Below are 24,571 nucleotides of genomic sequence, written 5' to 3' on the forward strand. Positions count from 1 at the left end.
GCACCACCCTAGGGCGAAGCAAGGAGCGAAGCGACGCGCGTAGACCCTAGGATCCATGCCATTCCATCAACACCAAGCCCGCGGTGCAGAACGGAACGCTTGCCCGACACCCGCAAACGTCCCCTATATTCTGACTCGCTGCGCCTTTCGGCTCAGGTAACGGCATGGCAACTGTGTTCACACGAATGCGGTTTTGTCGCGCATGATGGCGTTGAGGACGACCAGGAGCTTCCTTGCGACGGCGATGATAGCCAGTTTCTTGGAGCCTGACCGGGCTGCAAGTGCGGTGTAGAAGGTCTTGAAGCGCTCACAGGTTCGAATGGCCGTGAGGGCTGCCATATAGAGGGCGCGGCGCACGCGTGATCGCCCGCCCTGGATCTGGCTCCTGCGGTTGAGCTTGCCGCTCTTGTTGTCGAACGGGGCAAGGCCGACCAGTGCCGCGATCGCCTTGGGCGAGCGCTGGCCGAGCTCGGGCAGGAGCGCCAGCAGCGAGAGCGCGCCAACCTTGGAGACGCCGGGCACGGAGACCATCAGCGCATGGTCGCGAGCGGCGTCCTGGTTTTGACGAATGACTTCGGCAATCTGGCTTTCGAACGCCTTGATGCGAGCATCGAGGCCGGCGATCAGGTCTTTGAGGCTGGTGATGACGATCGCCTCGAAAGCCTCGCCGAGTTGCTTCTTCAGCGTTGCCCGCATCGCGACCAGTTGATCGCGGTGGCCGGCAAGCGACTGAAGCCGCTCACCTTCTTCGCGTGGCGCCGGCTCGGCCTCAGGCTGATAGCGACGGCCATAGTCGCTCAGCATCCTGGTGTCGAGAGGATCGGTCTTGGCGCGCCGTCTGGTCGACTTGGCATAGTGGTGGGTGTGCGCCGGGTTGTGCCGCGAGAACGGCACGCCGGCCTTGGCCAGCGCATGGCGCAGCAGCCGGTCATGGACCCCTGTCGCCTCCATGACGACGAAGTCCCGGCTGGGATCAAGCCCTGCCACATAGGCCGCGATCGCATCGGCCTGGTTGTCGACGCGCCGAAGACGGCCGCTTGTCTCATCAAAAAAGTCCAGCCACTGCTTGGAGATGTCGCAGCCGACATAGTTCTGGGCTATCATGTCCACGCCTCTTCCTGTGGTGCGGGGTCTGCTTGGAACAGCCCCGTGCAACTGTTCAGGTTGATGGTTCATCGGTGGGAAGGGACCGGGCCATGCCACGGCCTGTCCGAAAGGACGACCAGGATCCACTCGGCCTCCTTCCCACTTCAACCATACACCAGAACCAACACACAGGATCCTCGGGTCTGCGCGTCGCTTCGCTCCTTGCTCGGCCCGTGGATGACGAAGTTACCGCCCTCCCCTACCAGTCGCTGAGCTTGGTATCCGGCGTGTAGTCCTGGCCTTCGACATCCTTCACCACGGCCTGGCCACATCGCATCGATTTCGTCTGCTGGTCAAAGCCATAGGTCGGCGAGCCGAACAGGTGCCAGCCCTTGTTCAGCGCCGCGGTCACCTTGTGGCAGAAGGTGGCGTCGTCCGGGCCGGTGAGGAAGCGGTAGAGTTTCATGGATTGATCCTGTCGTGCCTAATCTGTCGTAACTAATTTGTAGTGATTGGCGAAAAGCCGGGCTGAAAAATCGTGTTTCGTCCGACATCATGCGCCGATGATCGCGGCCTTCGCCAGAAGTTTCTCGGCTTCCGCCAGGTGCAGTCGCTCGACCATGCGGCCGTCCAGCGCAATCACCCCTTTGCCGGCATTTTCGGGCCGCGCGAACGCCTCCCGGATCGCGCGGGCCCTGGCCAGCGCCTCGGGCGACGGTGAAAAGGCGCGGTTCGCCGGTTCGATCTGGGCGGGGTGGATCAGCGACTTGCCGTCGAAACCCATGGCGGCGGCTTCCGCGCATTCGCCGGCAAAAGCGTCGAGATCGCGAAAATCATTGGCAACGCCATCGATGACGTCGAGGCCACCGGCCCGCGCCGCAAGCACCAGTTGCATCAGCCAGGGCATCAGATAGCGCCGGTCGGGCGTCGCCAGGATGCCGGTCGCCTTCACCAGGTCGTTCGTTCCGGTCACGAAACAAGCCAGCCTCGAAGCAGGATCGCGGCCAAGCTCGGCGATGGCGCCGATGTTGAGCAGCACCCTGGGCGTCTCGATCATTGCCCATAGCTTCACGCTGTCCGGCGCGAAATTGTCGTCGAGCAGGTCGCCGGCTTCGAGGATGTCGCGCGGCGTGCCGATCTTGGGCAGAAGAATGCCGTCGGGCTCGGCCTTGGCCACGGCCAGCAGGTCCTCGGTGCCCCATTCGCTTGCCAAAGGATTGATGCGAACCACCATCTCGCAGCTTTTCTCGCGCCGGGCGAGAATGCCTGCGACCTTGTCGCGCGCCGCTTTTTTGTCGGCGGGCAGGACGGCATCTTCGAGATCGATGATGACGGCGTCGCAGGCCAGGGAGCCGATCTTGGCGAGCGCCTTGTCATTCGAGGCAGGAATGTAAAGCACCGAGCGGCGCGGTCGGTAAGTGTCGACGGTCATGGCCGATCTATGCCGGGTGATGGCGGATGAGGCAAGACGCAGGTCAATCTCCCCCTCAAGGGGGAGAGGATGTCGGCTCCTGCACCAAATCTGCAAATCCTTGCTGAAAAGCTCCGGGATTCCGCCGCGCGCTTTCCGCATGGGCCGGCGAAACCGGCCGCATGCGAACACCTCACACATCCCGCTGGTCCCTGCCGCGCCGGCTCCGCAATGAAGGCTGGTGGCTCGTCGAGCCGCAAAGGCGGTGCCATGAGGCGGCCATCCTGCCTTTCGCCCCGAGGTCGCTCCACATGGTGGGAGCGGACACGCCGGGGACGGTTCGGCGATGACGCTCCTTGCCGACCCCGCCATGGGCTCTGCCCAGGCATGCGCCAATGCCCGAGGCCCTTGTCGGTTCATCTCCTTGCCCCGATGCAGCTCCGGATCGAAAACAATTTCGCACTTCTCCATGGAATTGCTCTAATCCTGCCGTCACCGAACCCTACGCATCGGGCCGCTGATTTCATGCCGCACAACATACTCGTCGCCGACGACGACCCGCATATCCGCGAGATCATCTGCTTCGCGCTGGAAAAGGCCGGCATGACGACGGCCGCTGTCGCCAACGGCGCAGCGGCGCTCCAGGCGGTCGAGCGCCGCGCGCCCGACCTCATCGTGCTCGACATCGGCATGCCGGAGATGGACGGGCTGGAGGTCTGCCGCAGGCTGAGGCAGAAATCCGACGTCCCGGTGCTGTTTTTGTCCGCGCGCGACGAGGAGATCGACCGCGTGCTCGGGCTGGAGATGGGCGGCGACGATTATGTGACCAAGCCGTTCAGCCCGCGCGAGCTGGTCGCTCGTGTCAACGTCATCCTGCGGCGAGCGCGTCCGGCACCGGTCGAAGAAGAGGCCGACGACCGGGCGTTCGCGCATGGCAAGCTCATGCTTGTCCCGGCAAGCCATGAGGCGAGTTTCGACGGCAAGCCGCTCATCCTGACCGCGATCGAATTCGCCATTTTGAAGGGCTTCCTCACCCGCCCGCAGCACGTGCTTGGCCGCGACGCGGTGATGGCCAATGCCTATGCCTCCAACATCCATGTCTCGGAACGCACGGTCGACAGCCATATCCGCAACGTGCGGGCCAAGCTGGCGGCGGTCGGCTGTCTCGACGCGATCGCGACGGTGCATGGCGTCGGCTTCCGGCTCGGCCGATGCGGTGGTTGAGCAAGGAAAGGTGGCGGCCGCGGCTTGCCACCGTCGTCGTAGTCATCCTCATCCTGGTGATGGCGCTGCCGCTGGTCGGGCTGTTCTTCTTCCGGCTCTATGAGAACCAGCTGATCCGCCAGACCGAGGGCGAGCTGATCGCGCAGGGCGCGGTCGTTGCCGCTGTCTACGCCCAGGAGGTGCGCGCGGCCGGCATTCCCCAGGACAGGCTGGGTTCGCCGATCTCGGCCGATCCGGCGAGGGACAGCAATTATCCCTATGATCCGGTCGAGCCGCGGCTCGACCTTGCCTCCGACGATGTCATGCCGATGCGCCCCGCGGCGCTTCCCGCCGCCCCCGACCCGGCCTTCGCGGCCATCGGCGCCCGGCTCGACGGCATTCTCGATGAAACGCAGAAAACGACGCTTGCCGGCTTCCGCCTGCTTGATCCGCGCGGCGTGGTGATTGCCGGCGGCGACGAGGTCGGCCGGTCGCTAGGCGATGTCGAGGAGGTACGGACCGCGCTTTCAGGTCATTATGCCAGCGAACTGCGCTTGCGGATCCCCGACCAGCCGGCGCCGCCGCTCTATTCGGTCAGCCGCGGCACCAGGGTGCGCGTCTTCGTCGCCATGCCGGTCGAGCTCGACGGCCGGGTCGCGGGCGTCGTCTATCTGTCGCGAACGCCGAACAACATCGTCAAGCACCTCTATGGCGAGCGCGGCAAGGTGACGTTGGCGGCAATCACGATCGTCGGAGGCACGCTCTTGATCGCGCTGGTGTTCATCCGCACCGTCAGCCGGCCGATCTACGCGCTGATCGAGCGGACGAAGCGCATCGCCGCCGGCGACCGCGAGGCGATCAGGCCGCTCGCCCATCATGGCACGCGCGAGATGGCGGCGCTGTCGGCGGCGTTCCTCGACATGGCGCAAAAACTGCAGGCGCGCTCCGACAGCATCCAGACCTTCGCCACCCATGTCTCGCATGAATTGAAATCGCCGCTGACGGCGATCCAGGGCGCGGCGGAGCTGCTGAGGGATTCCGGCGGTGCGATGGACGAGGCCGAGCGGCGGCGTTTCTCCAACAACATCGTCACCGACGCCGGGCGGCTGAATCTCCTGGTGCGGCGGCTGCTCGACCTGGCGCGCGCTGAAAATCTGGAACCGAGCGGCGAAAGCACGACGCTTCATGCGGCGTTGGCATCCTTGCCGATCGACACAAGGCTGGAAGCGCAGCTTGAAGGCGGCGGCGATATCAGGCTCGGCATCTCGGCCGAGAATCTCGGCATCGTGCTCGCCAATCTCATCGACAATTCGGCAAGGCATGGCGCCCGACAGGTGGCGATCCACGCCTCAGCCGATGGCGAGCGCGCGTCGGTCCGGATCGGCGACGACGGCGAGGGAATCTCGGCCCCCAACCGCGCCAGGATCTTCGAACCGTTCTTCACCACGCGGCGCGAATCCGGCGGCACCGGCATGGGGCTCGGCATCGTGCTGGCCCTCCTGAAAGCGCATGATGGCACGATCAGGCTGGTTGACTCCGAGCGCGGCACGCGCTTCGAGATCGATCTTCCTGCATTGATTTGAGCGTGCGAACCCGAGCGTCGGGACCATGCTCTGGAGTCGGAGAACCAAAAGCGTGCGCTATGACATCGTCATCATCGGCGGGGCCATCGTCGGGTCCTCGGTCGCCTATTACCTCCGCGAGGAGGGCTTTACCGGCTCGATCGCGCTGATCGAACGCGATCCACAGTTCTCCCATGCGGCGACGACCTTGTCCTGCGCCTCGATCCGCCAGCAATTCTCGATCCCCGAAAACATCCGCCTGTCGCAGTTCACGCTGAAACTGTTCCGGCGGCTGAAGGAAACCTTCGGCGCCGATGCCGATATCGGTTTTCGCGAGGGCGGCTATCTCATCCTCGCCGGCGAGGCCGGGCTGCCGATCCTCAAGGCCAATCACGAGACGCAGGTCGCCGAAGGCGCCGACATCGTGCTGGAGGATGCCGGCCAGCTGACGCAGCGTTTTTCCTGGCTGTCGGCCGAAGGCATTTCCGCCGGCGCCTATGGCCGAACCGGCGAGGGCTGGTTCGACGCGCATGCCATGCTGATGCTGTTCCGCAAGGCGCTGCGCGACAAGAAGATCGATCTCATCACCGCTTCCGCCATCGGCATCGCGCGCGACGGCGATCGCGTCACCAGCGTAAGCCTCGACAATGGCGAGACGATTGCTGCGGGCACCGTCATCAACGCCGCCGGGCCGAATGCCGGCAAGGTCGCCGCCTTGGCCGGGCTGGCGCTGCCGGTCGAGCCGCGCAAGCGCAATGTCTTCGTCTTCGAAGCGCGCGAGAAATTCGCCGACATGCCGCTGCTGGTGGATCCGTCCGGCATCTATGTGCGGCCCGAAGGCTCGGTCTACATCACCGGCGGCGCCGAGCCGGAGGAAGGCGATCATGCGCCCGATCCGACGGATTTCGACGTAAACTGGCCGCTGTTCGAAGAGGTGATCTGGCCGGTTTTAGCCACCCGCATCCCGGCCTTCGAGGCGATCAAGCCGACGCGCGCCTGGGTCGGGCATTATGACTACAACACGCTCGACCAGAATGCGGTGATCGGCCCGCATCCGGAGGTCGACAATTTCCTGTTCGCCAACGGCTTCTCCGGCCACGGCCTGCAGCAGGCGCCGGCGGTCGGCAAGGCCCTCGCGGAGCTCATCGTGCATGGCGGCTACCGCACGATCGACTGTACGGCATTTGGATATGAGCGTGTGGCGGAAGGACGGGCGTTCCGGGAGCTGAACGTCATCTGACGGACGGCTGCATCGACCGAAAGCGCATTGCCGAGCGCATGGCCTCGTGCCGTGTTGTTGAAGATGCACCAGACCTCCGATACGCTGGCTTCGGCAAGCCGCCTGCCGATATCCAGAAGCTGACCGGCCTCGTAGTCCGAATAGTAGACGCGCGGCGCGCCATGGAATCGGAAGTAGGCGAGATCGCGCCAGCCGCCGGGCATAGCGGCGGCAGGCACGGGAGCGGGATCGGCCGCAACGCGCCCAACTTGAAAGCGGCTCAGCAAGGCCCCGGCTTCCGGCTCGAACCAGCTGGGGTGACGCGGTTCGCAAACCAGGCGCCGGTCGCTCTTTACACGCAGCATCGTGAAGAAGTTTTCGGCTGTTTGGGGCTCGAATTGCAGACTGGGCGGCAGTTGCACCAGGAGCACGGAAAGCTTGGTACCGAGGCCGCCGATCTGACCCAAAAACGCGTCCAGAAGATCATCGCAATCTTCGAGGCGGCGCTCATGCGTCACGGCTCTGGGGATTTTTGCGGAAAAGCGAAAATGATTCGGGACCGAGCGCGCCCATCGCTCATAGGTTTGCCGCCGATGCGGCTTGTGGAATGAGGAATTGATCTCCACGATCGAAAGCCGTGCCGCATAACGTTCGAGCTGCGAGCCGGAACCGGGGAAAGAAGGTTTATGCGCTGCCGGTATGCTCCATCCGGCGGTTCCCACGACACGGCGGCTGTTCTCCATCCCCCAAAAATCTGAACGGGTGCGATTGCGAGTCAAGGGAGATCTTTCAGGTAGCCGGCCGAGCGCCGAAATACCCCTGCAGCCACCCAAGCACCCGCGCCCAGCCCTCGGCATGTTCCGCTGCCGCGTCCGGGAAACCCGCGAAGCCGCCGTGGCAGATGGTGAGCCGCGTGCCGCCGGCGATCGGCTCCAGCAGATAGGCGACCGTCGTTTCGCGCCGGCCGAGCGCCGGATGGTCCCAGTCGTAACGCCGCGTCTGTACGATCCGACGCGGCATTTCGATTTCGAGAAACTCTCCGCCGGCGGGCAGGCGCCTGCCGTCGGCGGTTCGCACCGTGACACGCCAGCTTCCGCCGACGCGCAGATCCGCGTTCCAACCGGTCATGCGGTAGGTTTCGGGCGAACCCCACCAGCGCTCGACCTCGCTGGTGACCAGCGCCGCGCCAACCTCGTCGGGCGAGGCGGGAAGCTCGGCCGCGGCCATGACCGTGTCCGCGTTCGCCATGGCTTGCGGTAAGGACAGTTGCAGCATCGCATACACCTCCGGCGAAATCGTCTCATATCCGAAACGAATACTCATCCCTTTGACGGCGGGCGCTCGAAACCCTTGCCGGTTTCGAGCAGGCTCTTGAGGCTGGCGAGCACCAGCGGCCAGCCTTTGGAGACGTTCGGGATCAGCCTGTGGGGGCCGTCGGCCTCATGGGTGACGGCGAGCTTCATCAATTCGCCGTCGGGCTCGATGGTGAAGGTGCAGCGCGTATAGCCGTCCTCCTTAACCTCGGGCATCCATTCGTTGCGCCATTTGATGACGAGGCGTTTCGGCGGGTCGATTTCGAGGATCTCGCCGGAGTCGGCGATGCGCCCGTCGGGGAAGACCAGCTTCCAGCTCGAGCCGACCTTCCAGTCGCTCTCCTGATGGGAGCAGAGGAAGAACTGCCGGTTGAATTCCGGATCCGTCAGCGCTTCCCAAAGTTTTTCAGGCGTCGTGCGGATATAGGTGACATAGACAAAGCTGTTCTCGCTCACGGCTCTTCCCTTTCAAGACGTTGCTTCAGGTCACTGAGGGCAGCAAGCCGCCCCCGCTCGAACTTGCCGATCCAGCGCTCGGCGATCTCGTTGATCGGAACGGGGTTGAGGTAGTGCTCCTTCTCGCGACCCCGGCGCATTGTGGTGACGAGGTTCGCCTCCTCGAGGATCGCCAGGTGCTTGGTCACCGCCTGGCGCGTCATCTCCATGTTCTCGCAGAGCGCGTTCAGCGTCTGCCCGTTCCGGGCATGGAGGCTGTCCAGCAATTGCCGGCGGGTCGGGTCGGCCAAAGCGCGAAACACAGCATCCATGCTCATGGCTTTAATATGCAACCATTTGGTTGCATGTCAAGTTCAAAAAAAGAGCTGGCGACTACAGCAGCCCAGAAAGGCCATGAGGCCGTCAGGAGGTCAGCGCTTGCGGGAGAACCAGAAAGCGTCGGTCATGCGCGTCATGCCGATGCGCTCGTAGAAGCCGACGGCGTCGGGCATCGAGATCAGGCTGATGGCGACCGAAGGCCCGAGCTGCCGCTGCGCCTCGTCCATCAAGCCCTTGCCGACGCCGAGCCCTTGCGCCGAGGCGGATACGGCGAGTTCGGAGATGTAGCAGACCCAGGAGAAATCGGTGATGCCGCGCGCGACGCCGATCAGCGGCTTGCCCTCGATGTCGAGCCGCGCTGTCAGCACCAGATTGGCATTGCCGAGCATTGTCTTCAGGCGCGCTTCATCGTCGACGGGCCGTGTTGCACCGAGGCCGGATTCGACCAGCACGCGGCGGAATTCGGCGACATCGAGCGCGGGTTCGCTGGCGTAAAGGACTTTTGAAGGATCGGCCATGGCCGCAGATTGCACCAGCCGGCCAGGATTTCGAAGCCGTTTTTTGAGGTGTTCCAGCTCCGGCGCGCATGCCAGCTCGACATTGGCCCAAGGCCCGCGCACGAACAGTTGCCTTTCATTTGCCGCCGGCCTTGTGTAAACCGTCCGGCAAAATTCCCCGCAAGCCACGAAGAAGACGGGCAAGGACCATGGATAAATTCACCAAGCTCACCGGCGTCGCCGCGCCCATGCCGATTGTCAATGTCGACACCGACATGATCATCCCCAAGGATTATCTCAAGACGATCAAGCGCACCGGGCTCGGCACCGGGCTTTTCGCCGAGATGCGCTACAATGAGGACGGCTCGGAGAACCCGGATTTCGTGCTCAACAAGCCGGCCTACCGCAAGGCGCAGATCCTGGTCGCCGGCGACAATTTCGGCTGCGGTTCGAGCCGCGAGCATGCGCCCTGGGCGCTGCTCGATTTCGGCATCCGTTGCGTGATCTCGACCTCATTCGCCGACATCTTCTACAACAACTGTTTCAAGAACGGCATCCTGCCGATCACAGTCAGCCCGGAAGACCTCGACAAGCTGATGGACGACGCTTCGCGCGGCTCCAATGCGACGCTGTCGATCGACCTCGAGGCGAAGGAAATCCGCGGGCCGGATGGCGGCGTGGTCAAATTCGACCTCGACGATTTCAAGCGCCACTGCCTCTTGAACGGCCTCGACGACATCGGGCTCACCATGGAGAAGGCCGGCGCCATTGCGTCCTTCGAGAAGAAGAATGCCGAGCAGCGTCCCTGGGCCTGAGAGACCGTTTGGAAATTCTACTCCGGCGGCCATCTGATGGCGGTTTCTGCGCTTCCGTTGCTCACGGACCAAATGTCCGCTGCGCTACGGTTCTCGAAACCACCACCATATGACTCGCCAGTGCGAATTTCGAAACAGTCTCTGGGCGGCATGGCTTTAAATCAATAGGCTCCGGCCTTCGCAGGCCGGGTTCGTGACGGCTGAATGGAGGGAGAGTCATGACACGCTTGCTTCTGGCCGCATCGGCGGCAATCCTTCTCGCCACGGTCAGCGCCAATGCGCAGACCACGGCGCCGGCCACGCAGCCGGCGCCCGCCGCGTCCGACCAGCCGGCTGCCGATCAAGGCGCGGCCGACCAGGGATTGAGCAGCGACCAGGCCGCTCCAGATGACGACAAGCAGGCGCCGATCCCCTTCGAAGGCGGGCAGCTCACCATCACGCAGCCGGAGCAGGACGGCGAGAAGGTGCTGGCTTATGATGGCAAGCAGCTCGCCAGCAATTACGACGTCTTCTTCGACAAGATCGTCAAGATCGGCGACGTCAACGTAGCGCTGGTCGATGTCGGCGACGGCGGCAACCAGTGCGGGCCGGCCAAGGTCATCGTCTGGAAGCCGAAGGACGGCGAGATCCAGACCACCACGGTCGAGCAGGACGAATGCGGCGCGCCGCCGGCAGCAGTCTCCGACAGCGCCATCTATTTCGTGCCCTACCTGCTGCCGGGCGAGTCCAAGCCGGCGCTGCAATGGGCGCCCGCGGAAGGGCTGACCACCTCCGGCAACCTGACCTACACGCCCGAACCCGGCACCGGCTGGAAGGATGTCGACCCGTCGAAATTGGACAACATCATCGATGCCTTTCACAACGAGGCTGTCTACAAGGCCGGACAGGCGTTGCTGGGCAATGACATGCCCGACATGGCGACCAGCCTTCTGGTCGGCGGCGGCACCGAAAAGACGGCATCCGGCGCCTTTTACGCCACCGGCTGCGTGCCGCATGACTGCGGCGGCAATGACGGCTTCATGGCCGTCGACCCCGCCAAGCAGAAGGTCTATTTCGCCCGCCGCGGCGACAATGGCGAGCCGCAGGCCTGGCCGCCGATGAAGGACTGGCCGGACGACGTCAAGAAGGCGTATGTCGACGCGCAGGGGTCAGGGAATTAAGGTATGCTGATATTCAGGTGAGGCCGGCCTGCAAGTGGTGTTTCCTGCGCTTCCGGTGCTCACGTACTTCAAGTATGCCCCGCTCCGGTTCTCGGCAGCCACCACTTTCGACCCGGCCTGACCTGAAGCTCAACATACCTTAGGCCGGTGTCTTGCTGACCACCCGTCAGCTTCGTCATCCACGGGCGGAGCGACGCGAAGCGGAGCGCAGACCCGAGGATCCATTCCGTGACCGCTGCCGTAGAATGGGGCGGGGCAAATTTCTGCACCGCCAGCGGCGCCTCGGCGTAACGGCATGGATTCCAGGGTCTGCGCGCGTCGCTTCGCTCCTTACTCCACCCTGGAGTGACGACGGGAGGAAGCAGCAGCCAATCTCCGAGGCCTGCGCTTGCCTTCGTGACAATCGTCCGTCCGGCTTGGCCCACGACCTGACCGGTCTTCCCCTGCTAGACCGATGCAACCAACGCGAGGCCACCCCATGCGCAAGCTCATCTCCACCGGTTCGCCCTTCGAGAAAACCGCGGGCTATTCGCGCGCGGTGGTGCAGGGCGACTGGTGTTTTGTCTCCGGCACGACCGGCTATGATTATGCCACCATGACCATGCCCGACACGGTCGAGGCGCAGACGCGCAATTGCCTTGCCACCATCGCCAAGGCGCTGGCCGAGGGCGGGTTCGACTTGGCCGATGTGGTGCGGGCGCACTACTACATCACCGACCAGGCCCATGTTGACGTCGTCTTCCCGATCCTCGGCGAGGCGTTCGGTGACACCCGCCCGGCGGCGACGATGATCGTGTGCCAGCTCAACAAGCCGGAGATGAAGATCGAGATCGAGGTGACGGCGCTGAGGCGCACGGCGTAGGGATTGGTTGCCGGCACTGGGAAGCGCGCGCAAAGCAGGGGTCAACCTATGGTGAAAGTCAGGCGCATCGTCGCCAACATCGCCACATCCGACATCGCCGCGGCCAAGCGCTTTTATCAGGACGTGCTCGGACTTGATCTGCTCATGGATATGGGCTGGATCGCCACCTACGGGGCCGAGGAACGCATGCAGGTGCAGGTGAGCTTCATGGCGCAAGGCGGATCCGGCACGCCGGTGCCGGACCTGTCGATCGAGGTCGACGATGTGGACGCGGCGCTCGCGGGTATGAAGACCGCTGGCTTCGCCATCGAATACGGTCCGGCCGACGAGCCTTGGGGCGTGCGGCGCTTCTATGTGCGCGATCCGTTCGGCAGGCTGGTGAATATTCTGTCGCATCGGTAGGGCTCTTCCAGCTTGGGTTCCTCGCCCCCACGAAGTGGGGGAGAGGTGGCTCGGCGAAGCCGAGACGGAGAGGGGGAGTGCCCTACGAAGGCCCCCTCTCCGTCCGCTTCGCGGACACCTCTCCCCCGCCTTCGGCAGGCGCGAGGAACCGGAGCCACACCTGCCGAGCGCCGCAGTATTTCTCCGTCCCCTTGCGCCGCAAGCGCTTGGCGTTTAGCAAGACGCCGGCCGCACAGCGCCGCGCGCCTCTTCGGCGCGCAAGGATGCTGTGCAAACAGAAACTCATTCTTTCCGGACGGTTCTCCATGGCTTCGAAAAATCTCTTCCTGCTCGCCGGCGACGGCATCGGCCCAGAGGCCATGGCCGAGGTGAAGAAGCTGATCAAGGCCATGAACGATAAGCTGGGCAGCGGCTTTGCCACCGATGAGGGCCTGGTCGGCGGCTGCGCCTATGACGCGCATGGCGCGGCAATCTCCGATGCCGACATGGCTAAGGCGATGGCGGCGGACGCGGTGCTGTTCGGCGCCGTCGGCGGGCCGAAATGGGATGCCGTGCCTTACGAGGTGCGCCCCGAGGCTGGCCTGCTGCGGCTGCGCAAGGACATGGAGCTGTTCGCCAACCTCCGGCCGGCGATCTGCTACCCGGCTTTGGCCGCTTCTTCCTCGCTCAAGCAGGAGGTGGTCGAGGGCCTGGATATCCTTATCGTGCGCGAGCTGACCGGCGGCGTTTATTTTGGCGAGCCGAAGCAGATCATCGATCTCGGCAACGGCCAGAAGCGCGGCATCGACACCCAGGTCTACGACACGTTCGAGATCGAGCGCATTTCGGGCGTCGCCTTCGAGCTGGCGCGCACGCGTAAGAACCGCGTCACCTCGATGGAAAAGCGCAACGTCATGAAGTCGGGCGTTTTGTGGAACGAGGTCGTCTCGCAGACCCACAAGGCGCGCTATTCCGACGTTAAGCTCGACCATATGCTGGCCGATGCCGGCGGCATGCAGCTGGTGCGCTGGCCAAAACAGTTCGACGTCATCGTCACCGACAATCTGTTCGGCGACATGCTCTCCGACATCGCCGCCATGCTCACCGGCTCGATCGGCATGTTGCCGTCGGCCTCGCTCGGCGCGCCGGATGCCAAGACCAAGAAGCGCAAGGCGCTCTACGAGCCGGTGCACGGCTCGGCGCCCGACATCGCCGGCAAGGGCATCGCAAACCCGATCGCCATGATCGCCTCCTTCGCCATGTGCCTGCGCTATTCCTTCGGCATGGTGGCCGAGGCCGACAGACTGGAAGCGTCGATCGCCGCCGTGCTCGACGACGGCCTGCGTACCAAGGACATTCTTTCCCCGGGCATGAAGGAAGTCGGCACCACCGAAATGGGCGACGCCATCATCGCCAAGTTCCTGGGATGATCGTATGACTGTCGACATTCGCTAGGCGAGGGTCGACATTGCGCACCCCACGCGTTCGTCATTCTATGGCGGAGCAAAGAGCCAAGCGACGCCGCGCAGACCATAGAATCCGTGACCTATATGAGCGTCGCAGCGGTTCAGAACGGCTCCCTGTTCTGCGTCGTCCCTATTCTTCGCGCGAGGTCACGGAATGGATCCTCGGGTCTACGCGTCCGCTTCGCCCGTGGATGACGAAGTTCGGACGCTTCGGCCAATCTCGGAGGTTGCGATTTGCCGCTGAAAAGAACGCCGGCGCTCGCCGCGGGCCTGCCTTCCGTCGCGATCCTACGCTGGCCGCTTCTTCTGCTTCTTGCGCTTTGCCGGCTGGTCGGGTTTCGGCCCCTCGAACTTTGGCTTGTCGAACTTCGCCTTTGCCGGCTTCTTCGCCCAGGATTTTGACCCCGGCGCCGCGGCAGGCTGACGCTCGCCTGGCGCCCGCTTCTCGAATCCGGGCGCGCCCTGGTCGAAAGACCGCTTGCCGCGATGCGGCTTTTTCTCCGGCCTCTGTGGCTGGTAGCCAGCGCGCGACAAGTCCGGCGTGCCATCGATCCGCCTGACCGCGATGCTGCCTTGCAGCTTGCGGTCGGGGCCGATCGCGGCGACGAACCGGTCGGCCCAGTCTGCGGCGATCTGCACGAAGGTTTCCTCCGGCTGCATCTTGATGGCGCCGATCTCGCGCTTGGACATGCCGGCACTGCGGCACAGCATCGGGATCAGCCAGCGCGGCTCGGCATTCTGCCGCCGGCCAACCGACAGCGAGAACCAGACGCTGTCGCCGAAATCGTCGCGGCGGCCCGATGTTTCTTCCCGGCGCGCGAACTTCTCCTTTGACGGCGCGAATGGCGCGACATCGATCAGGTCCTCGGGCGCCGACCTGCTTGCCCGGCAAAGCCGTACGAAGGCGGCCGCCACCAATTCGGCGCCATGCCGCTCCAGAAGCGCCGCGGCGAAGTCGCGCTCCTCGTCCTTCACCGGCTCGCCGAAGGAAGAGTCGGCCAGGATGCGCTCGTCATCGCGCCGCAGCACCTCGTCGGCCGAGGGCGGGCTTGCCCAGGCCGCGGTCAGGCCGGCATTGGCGAGCAGCCGCTCGGCTCGCCGGCGGGCATTGCCCGGCACGATCAGCGCGCTCACTCCCTTGCGCCCGGCGCGGCCGGTGCGGCCGCTGCGATGCAGCAGCGTCTCCGGGTTGCTTGGCAGGTCGGCGTGGATGACGAGATCGAGATTGGGCAGATCGATGCCGCGCGCGGCGACGTCCGTCGCGATGCAGACCTTCGCGCGGCCGTCGCGCATCGCCTGCAGGGCGTGGCTGCGCTCGTTCTGGCTGAGCTCGCCGGACAGCGCCACCACCGCAAAATTGCGGTTGTTGAAGCGCGCGGTGAGATGGTTGACAGCGGCACGCGTGTTGCAGAACACCATCGCGTTGCCCGCCTCGTAATAGCGCAGCACGTTGATGATGGCGTTCTCGCGATCGGCGGGCGCGACGGAGAGCGCCCGGTATTCGATGTCGAGATGCTGCTTTGCCTCGCCGCCCGCCGAGATGCGCACGGCGTCGCGCTGGTAGCTCTTCGCCAGCGTGGCGATGGAGCGCGGCACGGTGGCGGAAAACATCAGCGTGCGGCGCCCGGCGGGTGCTGCGTCGAGAATGAATTCCAGGTCCTCGCGGAAGCCCAGATCGAGCATCTCGTCGGCCTCGTCGAGCACTACCGCCTTCAGCTCCGACATGTCGAGCGCGCCGCGCGTGATGTGGTCGCGCAGCCGGCCCGGCGTACCGACAACGACGTGAGCGCCGCGCTCCAGCGCTCGCCGCTCCGTGCGCATGTCCATGCCGCCGACGCAGGAGGCGATCTCAGCGCCGGTCAGCTCGTAAAGCCATTCCAGCTCGCGCCGCACCTGCAGCGCCAGCTCGCGCGTCGGCGCCACGACCAGTCCGAGAGGCGCGCCGGCCTGGGCAAACCGCTCAGCGCCGCCAAGCAGGGTCGGCGCCACGGCAAGGCCGAAGGCGACGGTCTTGCCGGAGCCGGTCTGCGCCGACACCAGCGCGTCGGCCTCGCCGAGCTCAGGCCCAAGCACCGCCTTCTGCACCGGCGTCAGCGCCGAATAACCGCGCTTTTCCAGCGCCTGCGCCAGCGCAGGAACAATCGTTTCGAAACTGGACATTTTCTTCTTTCGGAATTCGGTTTCTGCGCTCGTCATGGAGCACAAGGCCGGCACCGCGCCAGCCAAGAGAGTTGGGCGTTCGTACTTCCTGCGGCCGTTATTGTACAGAGCAGACGGCACCGCCTTTCCCTTCTCCCCGTGTGGGAGAAGGTGGATCGGCGCGCAGCGCCGAGACGGATGAGGGGTGTTCCAGCGGAGTGAAACGCTGGCATTCCCTGGAGCACCCCTCATCCGGCCGCTTCGCGGCCACCTTCCCCCACAAGGGGGAAGGGACGAGCTGCGCCAATTGACTCTTTTACCAAACCGCGTAAAAGCCCGCGTCGAACGGGATCGTTTTTCGATGCGCGGCCTTTTGGTGGCTCTTCTTGCATTCGATGCCCCCAGCCACAATGTAACGCATTGGGCTGGGCGCTTAGATGCGTCCGTCCGTTCCAGCAAAACTACGGCCAAAAAAACCACCACCAAAACGGTGTGATTCCCTTGGCCTAACCACCCTCTCCCGGGTACGGCCCGGGGGACGAAACCCGCATGAGGCCGGCGGGTTTTCTCCAATAACCAAGCGGAGAGGGACAGGAGATATCAATGAGTTTCAAGGTTGCGGTAGTCGGCGCCACGGGCAATGTGGGTCGCGAAATGCTCAACATTCTGGACGAGCGCGGCTTCCCGGTGAGCGAGGTGGTGGCGCTGGCGTCGCGGCGCAGCCAAGGCACCGAAGTGTCCTTCGGCGACCGCACGCTGAAGGTCAAGGCGCTCGACCAGTATGATTTTTCCGACACCGACATCTGCGTCATGTCGGCGGGCGGCAATGTATCGAAGGAATGGTCGCCGAAGATCGGCAAGCAGGGCTGCGTCGTCATCGATAATTCGTCGGCCTTCCGCTACGATCAGGACGTGCCGCTGATCGTGCCGGAGGTGAACCCGGACGCGATCTCGCTGTTCACGCGCAAGAATATCATCGCCAACCCGAACTGCTCGACGGCGCAACTGGTGGTGGCGCTGAAGCCGCTGCATGACGTCGCCACCATCAAGCGCGTCGTCGTCGCCACCTACCAGTCGGTCTCCGGCGCCGGCAAGGAAGGCATGGACGAGCTCTTCACCCAGACCCGCGCGGTCTTCGTCGCCGACCAGGTCGACGTCAAGAAGTTCACCAAGCGCATCGCCTTCAACGTCATCCCGCATATCGACGTCTTCCTCGATGACGGCTTCACCAAGGAAGAGTGGAAGATGGTGGCCGAGACCAAGAAGATGCTCGACCCCAAGATCAAGCTGACGGCGACCTGCGTGCGCGTGCCGGTGTTCATCGGCCATTCGGAAGCGGTCAACATCGAGTTCGAAAAGCCGATCACGGCGGATGAGGCGCGCGACATCCTGCGCGAGGCGCCCGGATGCCAGGTGCTCGATAAGCGCGAGAACGGCGGCTACATCACGCCGCTGGAATCGGCCGGCGAGGACGCCACCTTCATCTCGCGCATCCGTGAGGATTCGACCGTCGACAACGGCCTGTCGATGTGGGTGGTCTCCGACAATCTGCGCAAGGGCGCGGCGCTGAACGCCGTGCAGATCGCCGAGCTCCTGGTCGAGCGCGGCCTGATCCAGCCGAAGAAAAAGGCGGCCTGACGGCAGTTTGTTTTCGCTCACGGGCCGCGCCGCCGCTGCCGCGGCTGGCCCTGCGCGGGCGCGCCGGAAGGCCGGCGGCCCGCAGTCGCAGGCTCGGCCTTCGGCAGTTGAATTTCGCTCACGGGCCGTATCGCCGCTGCGCGGCTGGCCCTGCGCGGGCGCGCCGGAAAGCCGGCGGCCTGCCGTCGCAGGCTCGGCCTTCGGCCGTGGCGCTTCTTCCTTCTCCCCGTTCAACGGGGAGAAGGTGCCCGAAGGGCGGATGAGGGGCAGCGCCGGCCTATGAACGATCGCACCAAAGTTATCCTACGCCCAGCCGCAAGCTCGGACGCCGCCGCCATCACAATCACGATATGCGCGTCGCTCAATGCCTTCGATTGGATGCCGTTGCTGCACACGCCGGAGGAGGACCTCTTCTTCATCCGCGACATCCTGCTGCCCACTCAGCAGGTGACGGTCGCCGATGCTGGCGGCCGGATCGTCGGCTTCATCGCCATCGGCGGCGAATGGGTCGAGCAGCTCTATCTCGATCCGGCCCGGACCGGGCAAGGCATCGGCAGCCGGCTGCTTGCCCAAGCCACCGCCGGCATGCCTCTGGTCAAGCTTCATTGCTTCCAGGCTAACACCGGCGCGCGCCGTTTCTACGAACGCCACGGTTTTCGCGCTGAAGCCTTCGGCGACGGCTCGGCCAATGAGGAAGGCTTGCCGGATATTCTCTATGTCCTCCGTCGCTGAGCCAAGCCGCCGCTTTCCGTCGCCAGGCCGCGCAAAATCGCCAGTGCTTCCTCCGCCCGCTCCGCCGGCACGAACAGATGGTCGTGATAGAAGGCCGACACCGGATTGACGCCCATGCCGGCCGCCGCGAGCCGCGTCGTGATGGCGGCAAGGAAACCGACGGCTTCGAGCGAGGAGTGGATGTCGAGCGTGATCATCCGGCAGCGGAAAATGCCGGTAAGACTGGCTGCCTTCGCCTGGCTTTCGGCCAGGATCAGCGTCGCGCCCTCGCGCTCGATGAAGCGCATGACCGGCTCCAAGCCCTCCGGCAAGGCTGCGCCGGGCGGCAAGGTCGCGAAGACATAGACTTCCGGGTAAAGCTGCGGCGTCATCGATGCCAGCAGCTTTTGCAGGTCCGTCTCGCCGCTCATGGTTTCCTTCCCCGGAATGCGCGTGGCGCTGTTCTTCTGTCTTGACGCAATTCCGGACGCGTGACTACGGCGAAGGCGCCGAGCCCAACCGCTTACACTTTTCCTGGAAATTGCTTTCGGGAGGAAGTCCCGGAACATGTTCCCGGCCGTCAGGCTGGGTCGCCTAACGTTCCGGATATCCTAAGGGTGGCCCGGTAATCTCCATGTCGAACTGGGTGGCGATCGCCTTGATTGCGGCCACGTCTCGCGGAATCTCCAGTCCCTGCGCGGCGACCGCCGGGAAAAAGCCTTCGAGACCCCCCGGGGACAGGATGGCGATCCATCGCGCAGGCTCGACGACGACGAACGCGTGCTCAATGCCAGCGGGAACGTGGAATATTTCTCCGGCGCTGCGTTCGGAAGTTTCCCCGGCGCGCCAGAAGCGCAACCGCCCTTGGAGAATGACGAAGATTTCGTCGGCCTCGAGATGGCGATGGCGTGGCGGTCCGTCGCCCGGACCAGCATCGGATGCAAATGCCCCGAGCTTGCCGCCGGTCTCGCGCGCCGTCAGAAGCGTTTCGTAGTGCGTACCGTTCCAATCGGTCTGAGTGCCAGGTGCTGCCCGCGTTTGCATCTTCGCCACATGTGGTTGGAGTGAACCTTGATGGCATCACAATAGCTACACGCTGACCCCGGGCGGTCGCCTCGTATGAACATATGAGATGCGGGGGCGAATGGTTGTCAGCAAAGCCGGCTTCCGGCAAACTGCAGATCCCTTCAGGTGAGGGAGCTTTGGAACCGGCACGCATGCACGACTTCGACGGCATGGTCGGGCAGATTTATGATGCGGCGGTCGAACCCGGCCGCTGGCCGCAGGTTCTCGAGACGCTGTCGGATTTCCTCGAAGGCGCCGCCACCAAGCTGACGTTCCAGAACGCAAGGACGTTGCGCAGCGAAGCGAGTTCGGTGCGCATGCCGCCCGAGGCGGACCTCACCTACGCGCAGTATTACTACAAGACCAATGTGTTCCTGCCGCGCATCGCCAGGCTGCGCGCCGGCGCATTGATTCCCGTGTGGGACCTCCTGCCGCGCGAAGTCTACCAGCGCTCCGAGTTCTATAACGACTTCTGCCGGCCCGGCGACATGTGCCACCCGATCGGGGTCGTGCTGGCCAACGAACCGGACATGCGCGTCGTGTTCACCTGTGGACGCGCCAGGACAGCCGGCGAGTTCGAGCCCGAGCATCTCGACCGGCTGCGCCGCGTCGGGCCGCATCTGGTTCGCGCGGCGAGTGTGGGGTTGCGCCTCTCGCGTTCGGAGCTCGCCAGGAGTGCCAATGTCGAGGCGCTCGACCACGTCGCCCAGGGCGTGCTGATCGTGGCGGCGAATGGCGAAATCCTGTTCGCCAACCGGGCGGCCGAAGCGCTGCTCATCGAAGCCGACGGAATCAGGATCGAGAAATCGGCGCTGCGCGCAAATAAGCAAGCAGATGCCGCGAAATTTCGCCGGTTGATTGCCACGGCCGCGGAGCAGTCGGACACCGCAGGCGGCGTGATGGCGCTCGCGCGGCCGGCGCCGCGTCGACCGCTGAGCGTGCTGGTGTCGCCTCTGAAGATCGAGTGGACGTGGTTCGTGGCCGGCCGCCCCGCCGCAATCGTGTTCGTGGCCGATCCGGACAGCGCGCCGCGGACCATGCAGGCACAGTTGCGCAACCTCTATCGACTGACCCCGGCCGAGGCGGCCGTGGCCATTGCGATCGCCCGCGGCGAAGGACTGCAGGCGGTCGCAGACGAGCTCGGCATCAGCCTGACTACGGCGCGCACCCACCTGCAGCACGTTTTCGAAAAGACGGAGACGCGGCGGCAGGCGGAGCTGGTGCGCCTCATTGCGGCGAGTGGCGTTTACGACCGGTTGGCGGAACCTGCGCCGAAAGGACTCCGGACCCTGTAGGATCGCGGCCCCATAGCGCGTCCTTGGTTCGACCTCGGCAGAGGGATCGAACCATCAGGAGGAACACCCATGAGCATTTCCGAAGCCGTGCCTGTCTCGAACGGCGCCTTGTGGACCGGGCGCGCGCTCAGCGCCGCCGTCGTCCTGTTCATGATCTTCGACGGCGTCATCAAGCTGCCGCCGCTGGATGTCGTTACCCGGACGATGACCGAACTCGGCTGGCCGGCCGACGCCAATGTCGCGCGCCTGATCGGGGTCATCGGGCTGATCTCGACCGCGCTCTATGCCATCCCGCGCACCTCGGTGCTCGGCGCCATCCTGCTCACCGCCTATATGGGCGGCGCGATTTCGACCCATGTGCGGATCGGCAACCCGCTCTTCTCGCACACCTTGTTCGGCGTCTATCTCGGCATCATCCTGTGGGGCGGGCTCTATCTGCGCGACCAAAGGGTGCGCGCGTTGATCCCGTTCTCGCGATAGGGAGAGAAAAATGCTCACCACCATCCTCATCATCCTGGTCGTCATCATCGCCGCCGTGCTGATCTATGCCGCGGCCCGGCCGAACGATTTCGTCGTAACCCGCTCGGCCAGCATCAAGGCGCCGGCCGAGACGATCTTTCCGCTGATCAACGATTTCCGGCGCTGGCCCGAATGGTCGCCCTTCGAAAAACTCGACCCCCAGATGCAGCGCACGCTGTCCGGCACCGACAGCGGCAAGGGCGCGGCCTATGCCTGGGAAGGCAACTCCAAGGCCGGCAAGGGCCGCATGGAGATCACAAATTCGGTGCCCTCATCGCTGGTTTCGCTCAAGCTCGACTTCGAAAGGCCATTCCGGGCCAACAACACGGTCGACTTCTCGCTCTCGCCGTCCGGCGACGGCACCACGGTCACCAGGGCAATGCGCGGCGCAAGGCCTTTCATTGCCAAGCTGATGGGCCTGTTCATGATTTCGACACGCTGATCGGCAAGGATTTCGAGGCCGGGCTCGACAAGCTGAGACGCCTTACCGAGCGGTAAAAAACCACGATAATTCAATGAGTTCATGCCCGGCGCCATAAATTCGGCCGGCACGTAGTCGGCCAATCTTCATCATTGCCGGGATCAATTTAGCTGTTTGTGAGTTTAGGGCATGGCGGCGAGGACGGCGCTTGAGAGAGGAACAGCAATGAAGAAAGCAATTACCATCCTGGTGCTGACGGTCGCCCTCGGCGCCTGCTCGCAAACGGAAAAGGGTGCTGCGATCGGCGGCCTTGGCGGTGCGGCGGTCGGAGCCGCGGTGGCCAACGATCCGGTGGAGGGCGCGGTGGTCGGCGGCGCGGTCGGCGCCGTGGCCGGCGCACTGATCGGACATGCCAGCGAAAGCGGCAAGTGCCGGTATCGCGACCGCTACGGCCGCGTCTATATCGCAAGATGCCCGGCGGGATATTGAGGCTGCAAAGCCGGCAAAGAAAAACGGCGGGTCCATGCCCGCCGTTTTTGTAAGCGAAAAGGCCGGGACTACTCGGCGGTGGCGGCTTCGGCCGGAGCGGCGGTCGCCGCGGCGGCGGCAGCCGCCGCGTCTTCCTGGGCCTTCTTCAGCAGCGCGGCGCGTTCCTGCGCCTTCTTGCCAGGCAGGGCCTTGTTCGGGTTCGAACGGGCTTCGCGCTTGGCGAGGCCGGCTTCGTCGAGGAAGCGCAGCACGCGGTCGGTCGGCTGAGCGCCGTGCGACAGCCAGTGCTTGACGCGCTCGGCATCAACCTTGACGCGTTCGCCGTCCTTCGGCAGCAGCGGGTTCCAGGACCCCAGCGATTCGATGAAACGGCCGTCGCGCGGCGAACGGGCGTCGGCGACGACGACGTGGTAGTAGGGACGCTTCTTCGAGCCCGCACGGGCCAGTCTGATTTTCAGTGCCATTGTTTTCTCCTAAAAGCTCTGATTTCGTTTGATTGATGTCGTCTTTGCTTGCGCATGTCGTTGCCCAAAACCGCTGCGCAGTTTGAGCGACACGCGCCGGGCTTCACCCGGTTTTCATCACGCCGTTATCAGCGGCGATCTGTTCGTGATGGCGGATGACTTCGCGGACGACGAAGTTCAGGAACTTCTCCGCGAAATCGGGATCGAGGTTCGCATCCTTCGCCAGCTGGCGAAGGCGGGCGATCTGCTGCTGCTCGCGCGACGGGTCCGCGGGCGGCAGGCCATGCTCGGCCTTCAGAACGCCGACCGCCTTGGTGCAGCGGAAGCGTTCGGCCAGCATATGGATGAGGGCGGCGTCGATGTTGTCGATCGAAGCGCGGTAGCCGGCCAGGATGGCGCGTGCTTCGGCCATGTCTTTCTCCTCGTTCATCGCCCCCTCACTTCTTCTTGCCCAAACCGGGCAGCCCGCCACCGCCCAGGCCGGGAAGACCAGGAAGCTTCATGCCGCCGGGCAAGCCCGGCAGTCCGCCGCCAGGAAGTCCACCGGGCAAGCCGCCGGGAAGGCCCTTGCCGAGGCCGGCGGCCTGCGCCTGTTTTTGCAAGGCTTCGAGCTGCTTGGGATCCATCTTCGACAGGTCGGGCATGCCGCCGCCCGGCATCATGCCGCCAAGGCCCATTTTCGAGGCAAGGCCGCCCATCATGCCGCGCATGAGGCCGCCGCCTTTGCCCTTGCCGCCCATCGCCTTCATCATGTCGGCCATGCCGCGATGCATCTTCAAGAGCTTGTTGATCTCGGCAGCGTCGGTGCCGGAACCGGCGGCGATGCGCTTCTTGCGCGAGTGCTTGAGGATATCGGGATTGGCGCGCTCGGCCTTGGTCATCGATGAGATGATGGCGAGCTGGCGGCCGAACATCTTGTCGTCGAGGCCGGCGGCGGCCATCTGGTCCTTCATCTTGCCCATGCCGGGCATCATGCCCATGATGCCGCCCATGCCGCCCATTTTCGACATCTGCTGAAGCTGCTGGGCGAGGTCGTTCAGGTCGAACTTGCCCGACTGCATCTTCTTGGCCATCGCCGCCGCCTGCTCGGCGTCAATGGTCTCGGCAGCTTTCTCGACGAGGCTGACGATGTCGCCCATGCCGAGGATCCGGTCGGCGATGCGCTTGGGGTGGAATTCCTCCAGCCCGTCCATCTTTTCGCCGGTGCCGATGAGCTTGATCGGCTTGCCGGTGACGGCGCGCATGGAAAGCGCGGCACCGCCGCGGCCGTCGCCGTCCATGCGGGTCAGCACAAGGCCGGTGATGCCGACGCGTTCGTCGAAGCTTTTGGCGAGGTTCACGGCGTCCTGGCCGGTCAGCGAGTCCGCGACCAGCAGGATCTCGTGCGGGTTCGACACCTTCTTGATGTCGGCCATCTCGATCATCAGCGGCTCGTCGATATGGGTCCGGCCGGCGGTGTCGAGGATGACGACGTCATGGCCGCCGAGTCTGGCCGCCTGCACGGCGCGCTTGGCGATATCGACCGGGCTCTGACCGACGATGATCGGCAGCGTCGCCACCTTGGTCTGCTCGCCGAGCTGGCGCAGCTGCTCCTGCGCGGCGGGACGCCGCGTGTCGAGCGAGGCCATCAGGACCTTCTTGTTCTGGCGCTCGGTCAGGCGCTTGGCGATCTTGGCCGAGGTGGTCGTCTTGCCGGAGCCCTGCAGGCCGACCATCATGACGACGACGGGCGCTGGCGCATTGAGGTCAATGGCCACGCCCTCGGCGCCGAGCATGTCGACCAGCTCGTCATGGACGATCTTGACGACCATCTGTCCGGGCTTGATCGACTTCAGCACCGCGGCGCCGACCGCCTTCTCGCGCACCTTGTCGGTGAAGGAACGCACCACCTCCAGCGCCACGTCGGCCTCGAGCAGGGCGCGGCGCACCTCGCGCAGCGCCGCCGAGACATCCGCCTCGGACAGCGCGCCGCGGCCGGTCAGGCCGTTCAGGATGGAGCCAAGGCGCTCTTGCAGGGACTCAAACATTCTTCTTCCTTTTCTCTGGCACCTGTGGATGCCCGAGAGGTAGTGCGTTCGCGC

The 24,571-nt window shown here is 64.6% G+C and carries 27 protein-coding genes and 1 pseudogene; 14 read left to right on the plus strand and 14 right to left on the minus strand.

Translation table 11 applies throughout. The features are described from left to right. Positions 1-177: 177 nt before the first annotated feature. From O7A05_RS29740 to O7A05_RS29750, 3 genes are all read right to left on the minus strand, one after another. A complete protein-coding gene (locus O7A05_RS29740; protein WP_337096779.1) occupies positions 178-1,104 on the minus strand; it encodes an IS110 family RNA-guided transposase in 927 nt (308 codons plus the stop codon). 241 nt (positions 1,105-1,345) lie between these two features. Beyond that, the gene (locus O7A05_RS29745) at positions 1,346-1,552 is read right to left on the minus strand and encodes a DUF1737 domain-containing protein (protein WP_337096743.1); all 207 of its coding nucleotides are present in this window, start codon (positions 1,550-1,552) and stop codon (positions 1,346-1,348) included. A gap of 87 nt (positions 1,553-1,639) precedes the next feature. Beyond that, on the minus strand, positions 1,640-2,518 hold the full coding sequence (locus O7A05_RS29750) for an HpcH/HpaI aldolase/citrate lyase family protein (protein ID WP_337096745.1): 879 nt from the start codon (positions 2,516-2,518) through the stop codon (positions 1,640-1,642). Positions 2,519-3,022: 504 nt separating this feature from the next. Between O7A05_RS29750 and O7A05_RS29755 the strand changes: the two genes are divergently transcribed. The 3 genes from O7A05_RS29755 to O7A05_RS29765 are packed head-to-tail and all read left to right on the plus strand — an operon-like array spanning position 3,023 to position 6,502. After that, positions 3,023-3,721, plus strand: a complete 699-nt coding sequence (locus O7A05_RS29755; RefSeq protein ID WP_337096747.1) for a response regulator transcription factor — start codon at positions 3,023-3,025, stop codon at positions 3,719-3,721. A gap of 59 nt (positions 3,722-3,780) precedes the next feature. After that, complete coding sequence (locus O7A05_RS29760) at positions 3,781-5,283, plus strand: sensor histidine kinase (RefSeq protein ID WP_415927073.1); 1,503 nt, start codon at positions 3,781-3,783, stop codon at positions 5,281-5,283. A gap of 52 nt (positions 5,284-5,335) precedes the next feature. Next, complete coding sequence (locus O7A05_RS29765; RefSeq protein WP_337096750.1) at positions 5,336-6,502, plus strand: NAD(P)/FAD-dependent oxidoreductase; 1,167 nt, start codon at positions 5,336-5,338, stop codon at positions 6,500-6,502. On the opposite strand, the gene O7A05_RS29770 is transcribed toward O7A05_RS29765, so the two are convergent. From O7A05_RS29770 to O7A05_RS29790, 5 genes are all read right to left on the minus strand, one after another. After that, positions 6,421-7,260, minus strand: a complete 840-nt coding sequence (locus O7A05_RS29770) for a DUF72 domain-containing protein (protein ID WP_337096751.1) — start codon at positions 7,258-7,260, stop codon at positions 6,421-6,423. The two genes, O7A05_RS29765 and O7A05_RS29770, sit on opposite strands and share 82 nt — an antisense overlap. Positions 7,261-7,270: 10 nt before the next feature. Continuing rightward, on the minus strand, positions 7,271-7,756 hold the full coding sequence (locus tag O7A05_RS29775; RefSeq protein ID WP_337096752.1) for an SRPBCC family protein: 486 nt from the start codon (positions 7,754-7,756) through the stop codon (positions 7,271-7,273). 44 nt (positions 7,757-7,800) lie between these two features. Then, positions 7,801-8,250, minus strand: a complete 450-nt coding sequence (locus O7A05_RS29780; RefSeq protein ID WP_337096753.1) for an SRPBCC family protein — start codon at positions 8,248-8,250, stop codon at positions 7,801-7,803. Further along, the gene (locus O7A05_RS29785; RefSeq protein WP_224517921.1) at positions 8,247-8,567 is read right to left on the minus strand and encodes an ArsR/SmtB family transcription factor; all 321 of its coding nucleotides are present in this window, start codon (positions 8,565-8,567) and stop codon (positions 8,247-8,249) included. Before O7A05_RS29785 ends, O7A05_RS29780 begins: the two co-directional genes overlap by 4 nt. A gap of 93 nt (positions 8,568-8,660) precedes the next feature. Continuing rightward, the gene (locus tag O7A05_RS29790; RefSeq protein ID WP_337096754.1) at positions 8,661-9,086 is read right to left on the minus strand and encodes a GNAT family N-acetyltransferase; all 426 of its coding nucleotides are present in this window, start codon (positions 9,084-9,086) and stop codon (positions 8,661-8,663) included. Between the two features lie 188 nt (positions 9,087-9,274). On the opposite strand from O7A05_RS29790, the gene leuD reads away from it, so the two are divergent. The 5 genes from leuD (at position 9,275) to leuB (ending at position 13,713) form a co-directional block, all read left to right on the plus strand. Continuing rightward, entirely contained in the window at positions 9,275-9,880 is a 606-nt protein-coding gene (leuD, locus tag O7A05_RS29795; protein WP_224532490.1) for a 3-isopropylmalate dehydratase small subunit, read from the plus strand. Positions 9,881-10,098: 218 nt separating this feature from the next. Next, complete coding sequence (locus O7A05_RS29800) at positions 10,099-11,040, plus strand: hypothetical protein (protein WP_337096756.1); 942 nt, start codon at positions 10,099-10,101, stop codon at positions 11,038-11,040. A 478-nt stretch (positions 11,041-11,518) separates the two neighbouring features. Next, positions 11,519-11,902: a RidA family protein gene (locus O7A05_RS29805; RefSeq protein ID WP_337096758.1), complete on the plus strand. Its 384-nt coding sequence runs from the start codon at positions 11,519-11,521 to the stop codon at positions 11,900-11,902. A gap of 51 nt (positions 11,903-11,953) precedes the next feature. Beyond that, positions 11,954-12,304, plus strand: a complete 351-nt coding sequence (locus O7A05_RS29810) for a VOC family protein (RefSeq protein ID WP_337096781.1) — start codon at positions 11,954-11,956, stop codon at positions 12,302-12,304. A gap of 305 nt (positions 12,305-12,609) precedes the next feature. Further along, the gene (gene leuB, locus O7A05_RS29815) at positions 12,610-13,713 is read left to right on the plus strand and encodes a 3-isopropylmalate dehydrogenase (RefSeq protein WP_337096759.1); all 1,104 of its coding nucleotides are present in this window, start codon (positions 12,610-12,612) and stop codon (positions 13,711-13,713) included. A gap of 324 nt (positions 13,714-14,037) precedes the next feature. Here the strand turns inward: leuB and O7A05_RS29820 are convergent, their stop codons facing one another. Beyond that, the gene (locus tag O7A05_RS29820) at positions 14,038-15,909 is read right to left on the minus strand and encodes a DEAD/DEAH box helicase (protein ID WP_337096760.1); all 1,872 of its coding nucleotides are present in this window, start codon (positions 15,907-15,909) and stop codon (positions 14,038-14,040) included. A 582-nt stretch (positions 15,910-16,491) separates the two neighbouring features. Between O7A05_RS29820 and O7A05_RS29825 the strand changes: the two genes are divergently transcribed. Next, complete coding sequence (locus O7A05_RS29825; RefSeq protein ID WP_217577154.1) at positions 16,492-17,526, plus strand: aspartate-semialdehyde dehydrogenase; 1,035 nt, start codon at positions 16,492-16,494, stop codon at positions 17,524-17,526. 279 nt (positions 17,527-17,805) lie between these two features. Continuing rightward, positions 17,806-18,258, plus strand: coding sequence for a GNAT family N-acetyltransferase (locus tag O7A05_RS29830; protein WP_337096761.1), 453 nt, complete (start codon positions 17,806-17,808; stop codon positions 18,256-18,258). Here the strand turns inward: O7A05_RS29830 and O7A05_RS29835 are convergent. Together O7A05_RS29835 and O7A05_RS29840 are read right to left on the minus strand one after the other, a co-directional pair. Further along, positions 18,240-18,668, minus strand: coding sequence for an ACT domain-containing protein (locus O7A05_RS29835; protein WP_337096763.1), 429 nt, complete (start codon positions 18,666-18,668; stop codon positions 18,240-18,242). The genes O7A05_RS29830 and O7A05_RS29835 overlap by 19 nt on opposite strands. Positions 18,669-18,831: 163 nt before the next feature. Then, on the minus strand, positions 18,832-19,281 hold the full coding sequence (locus O7A05_RS29840; RefSeq protein WP_337096764.1) for a cupin domain-containing protein: 450 nt from the start codon (positions 19,279-19,281) through the stop codon (positions 18,832-18,834). Between the two features lie 173 nt (positions 19,282-19,454). Here O7A05_RS29840 and O7A05_RS29845 point away from each other — a divergent pair, with 173 nt between their 5' ends. From O7A05_RS29845 to O7A05_RS29860, 4 genes and pseudogenes are all read left to right on the plus strand, one after another. Continuing rightward, complete coding sequence (locus O7A05_RS29845) at positions 19,455-20,597, plus strand: helix-turn-helix transcriptional regulator (RefSeq protein WP_337096765.1); 1,143 nt, start codon at positions 19,455-19,457, stop codon at positions 20,595-20,597. 69 nt (positions 20,598-20,666) lie between these two features. Next, a complete protein-coding gene (locus tag O7A05_RS29850) occupies positions 20,667-21,077 on the plus strand; it encodes a DoxX family protein (protein WP_337096766.1) in 411 nt (136 codons plus the stop codon). Between the two features lie 10 nt (positions 21,078-21,087). Beyond that, positions 21,088-21,614, plus strand: a pseudogene (locus O7A05_RS29855) (SRPBCC family protein). 148 nt (positions 21,615-21,762) lie between these two features. Beyond that, positions 21,763-22,026, plus strand: coding sequence for a YMGG-like glycine zipper-containing protein (locus O7A05_RS29860; protein ID WP_337096767.1), 264 nt, complete (start codon positions 21,763-21,765; stop codon positions 22,024-22,026). A 68-nt stretch (positions 22,027-22,094) separates the two neighbouring features. On the opposite strand, the gene rpsP is transcribed toward O7A05_RS29860, so the two are convergent. From rpsP to ffh, 3 genes are all read right to left on the minus strand, one after another. Further along, positions 22,095-22,490, minus strand: a complete 396-nt coding sequence (gene rpsP, locus O7A05_RS29865; protein ID WP_127866065.1) for a 30S ribosomal protein S16 — start codon at positions 22,488-22,490, stop codon at positions 22,095-22,097. Positions 22,491-22,593: 103 nt separating this feature from the next. Continuing rightward, positions 22,594-22,920, minus strand: a complete 327-nt coding sequence (locus O7A05_RS29870; RefSeq protein WP_224517967.1) for a chorismate mutase — start codon at positions 22,918-22,920, stop codon at positions 22,594-22,596. Positions 22,921-22,927: 7 nt separating this feature from the next. After that, complete coding sequence (gene ffh, locus O7A05_RS29875) at positions 22,928-24,517, minus strand: signal recognition particle protein (RefSeq protein WP_337096772.1); 1,590 nt, start codon at positions 24,515-24,517, stop codon at positions 22,928-22,930. Between the last annotated feature and the right edge of the window lie 54 nt (positions 24,518-24,571).

Origin of the sequence: Mesorhizobium argentiipisi (SeqCode), assembly GCF_037179585.1 — a bacterium.
Lineage (GTDB): Bacteria > Pseudomonadota > Alphaproteobacteria > Rhizobiales > Rhizobiaceae > Mesorhizobium > Mesorhizobium argentiipisi.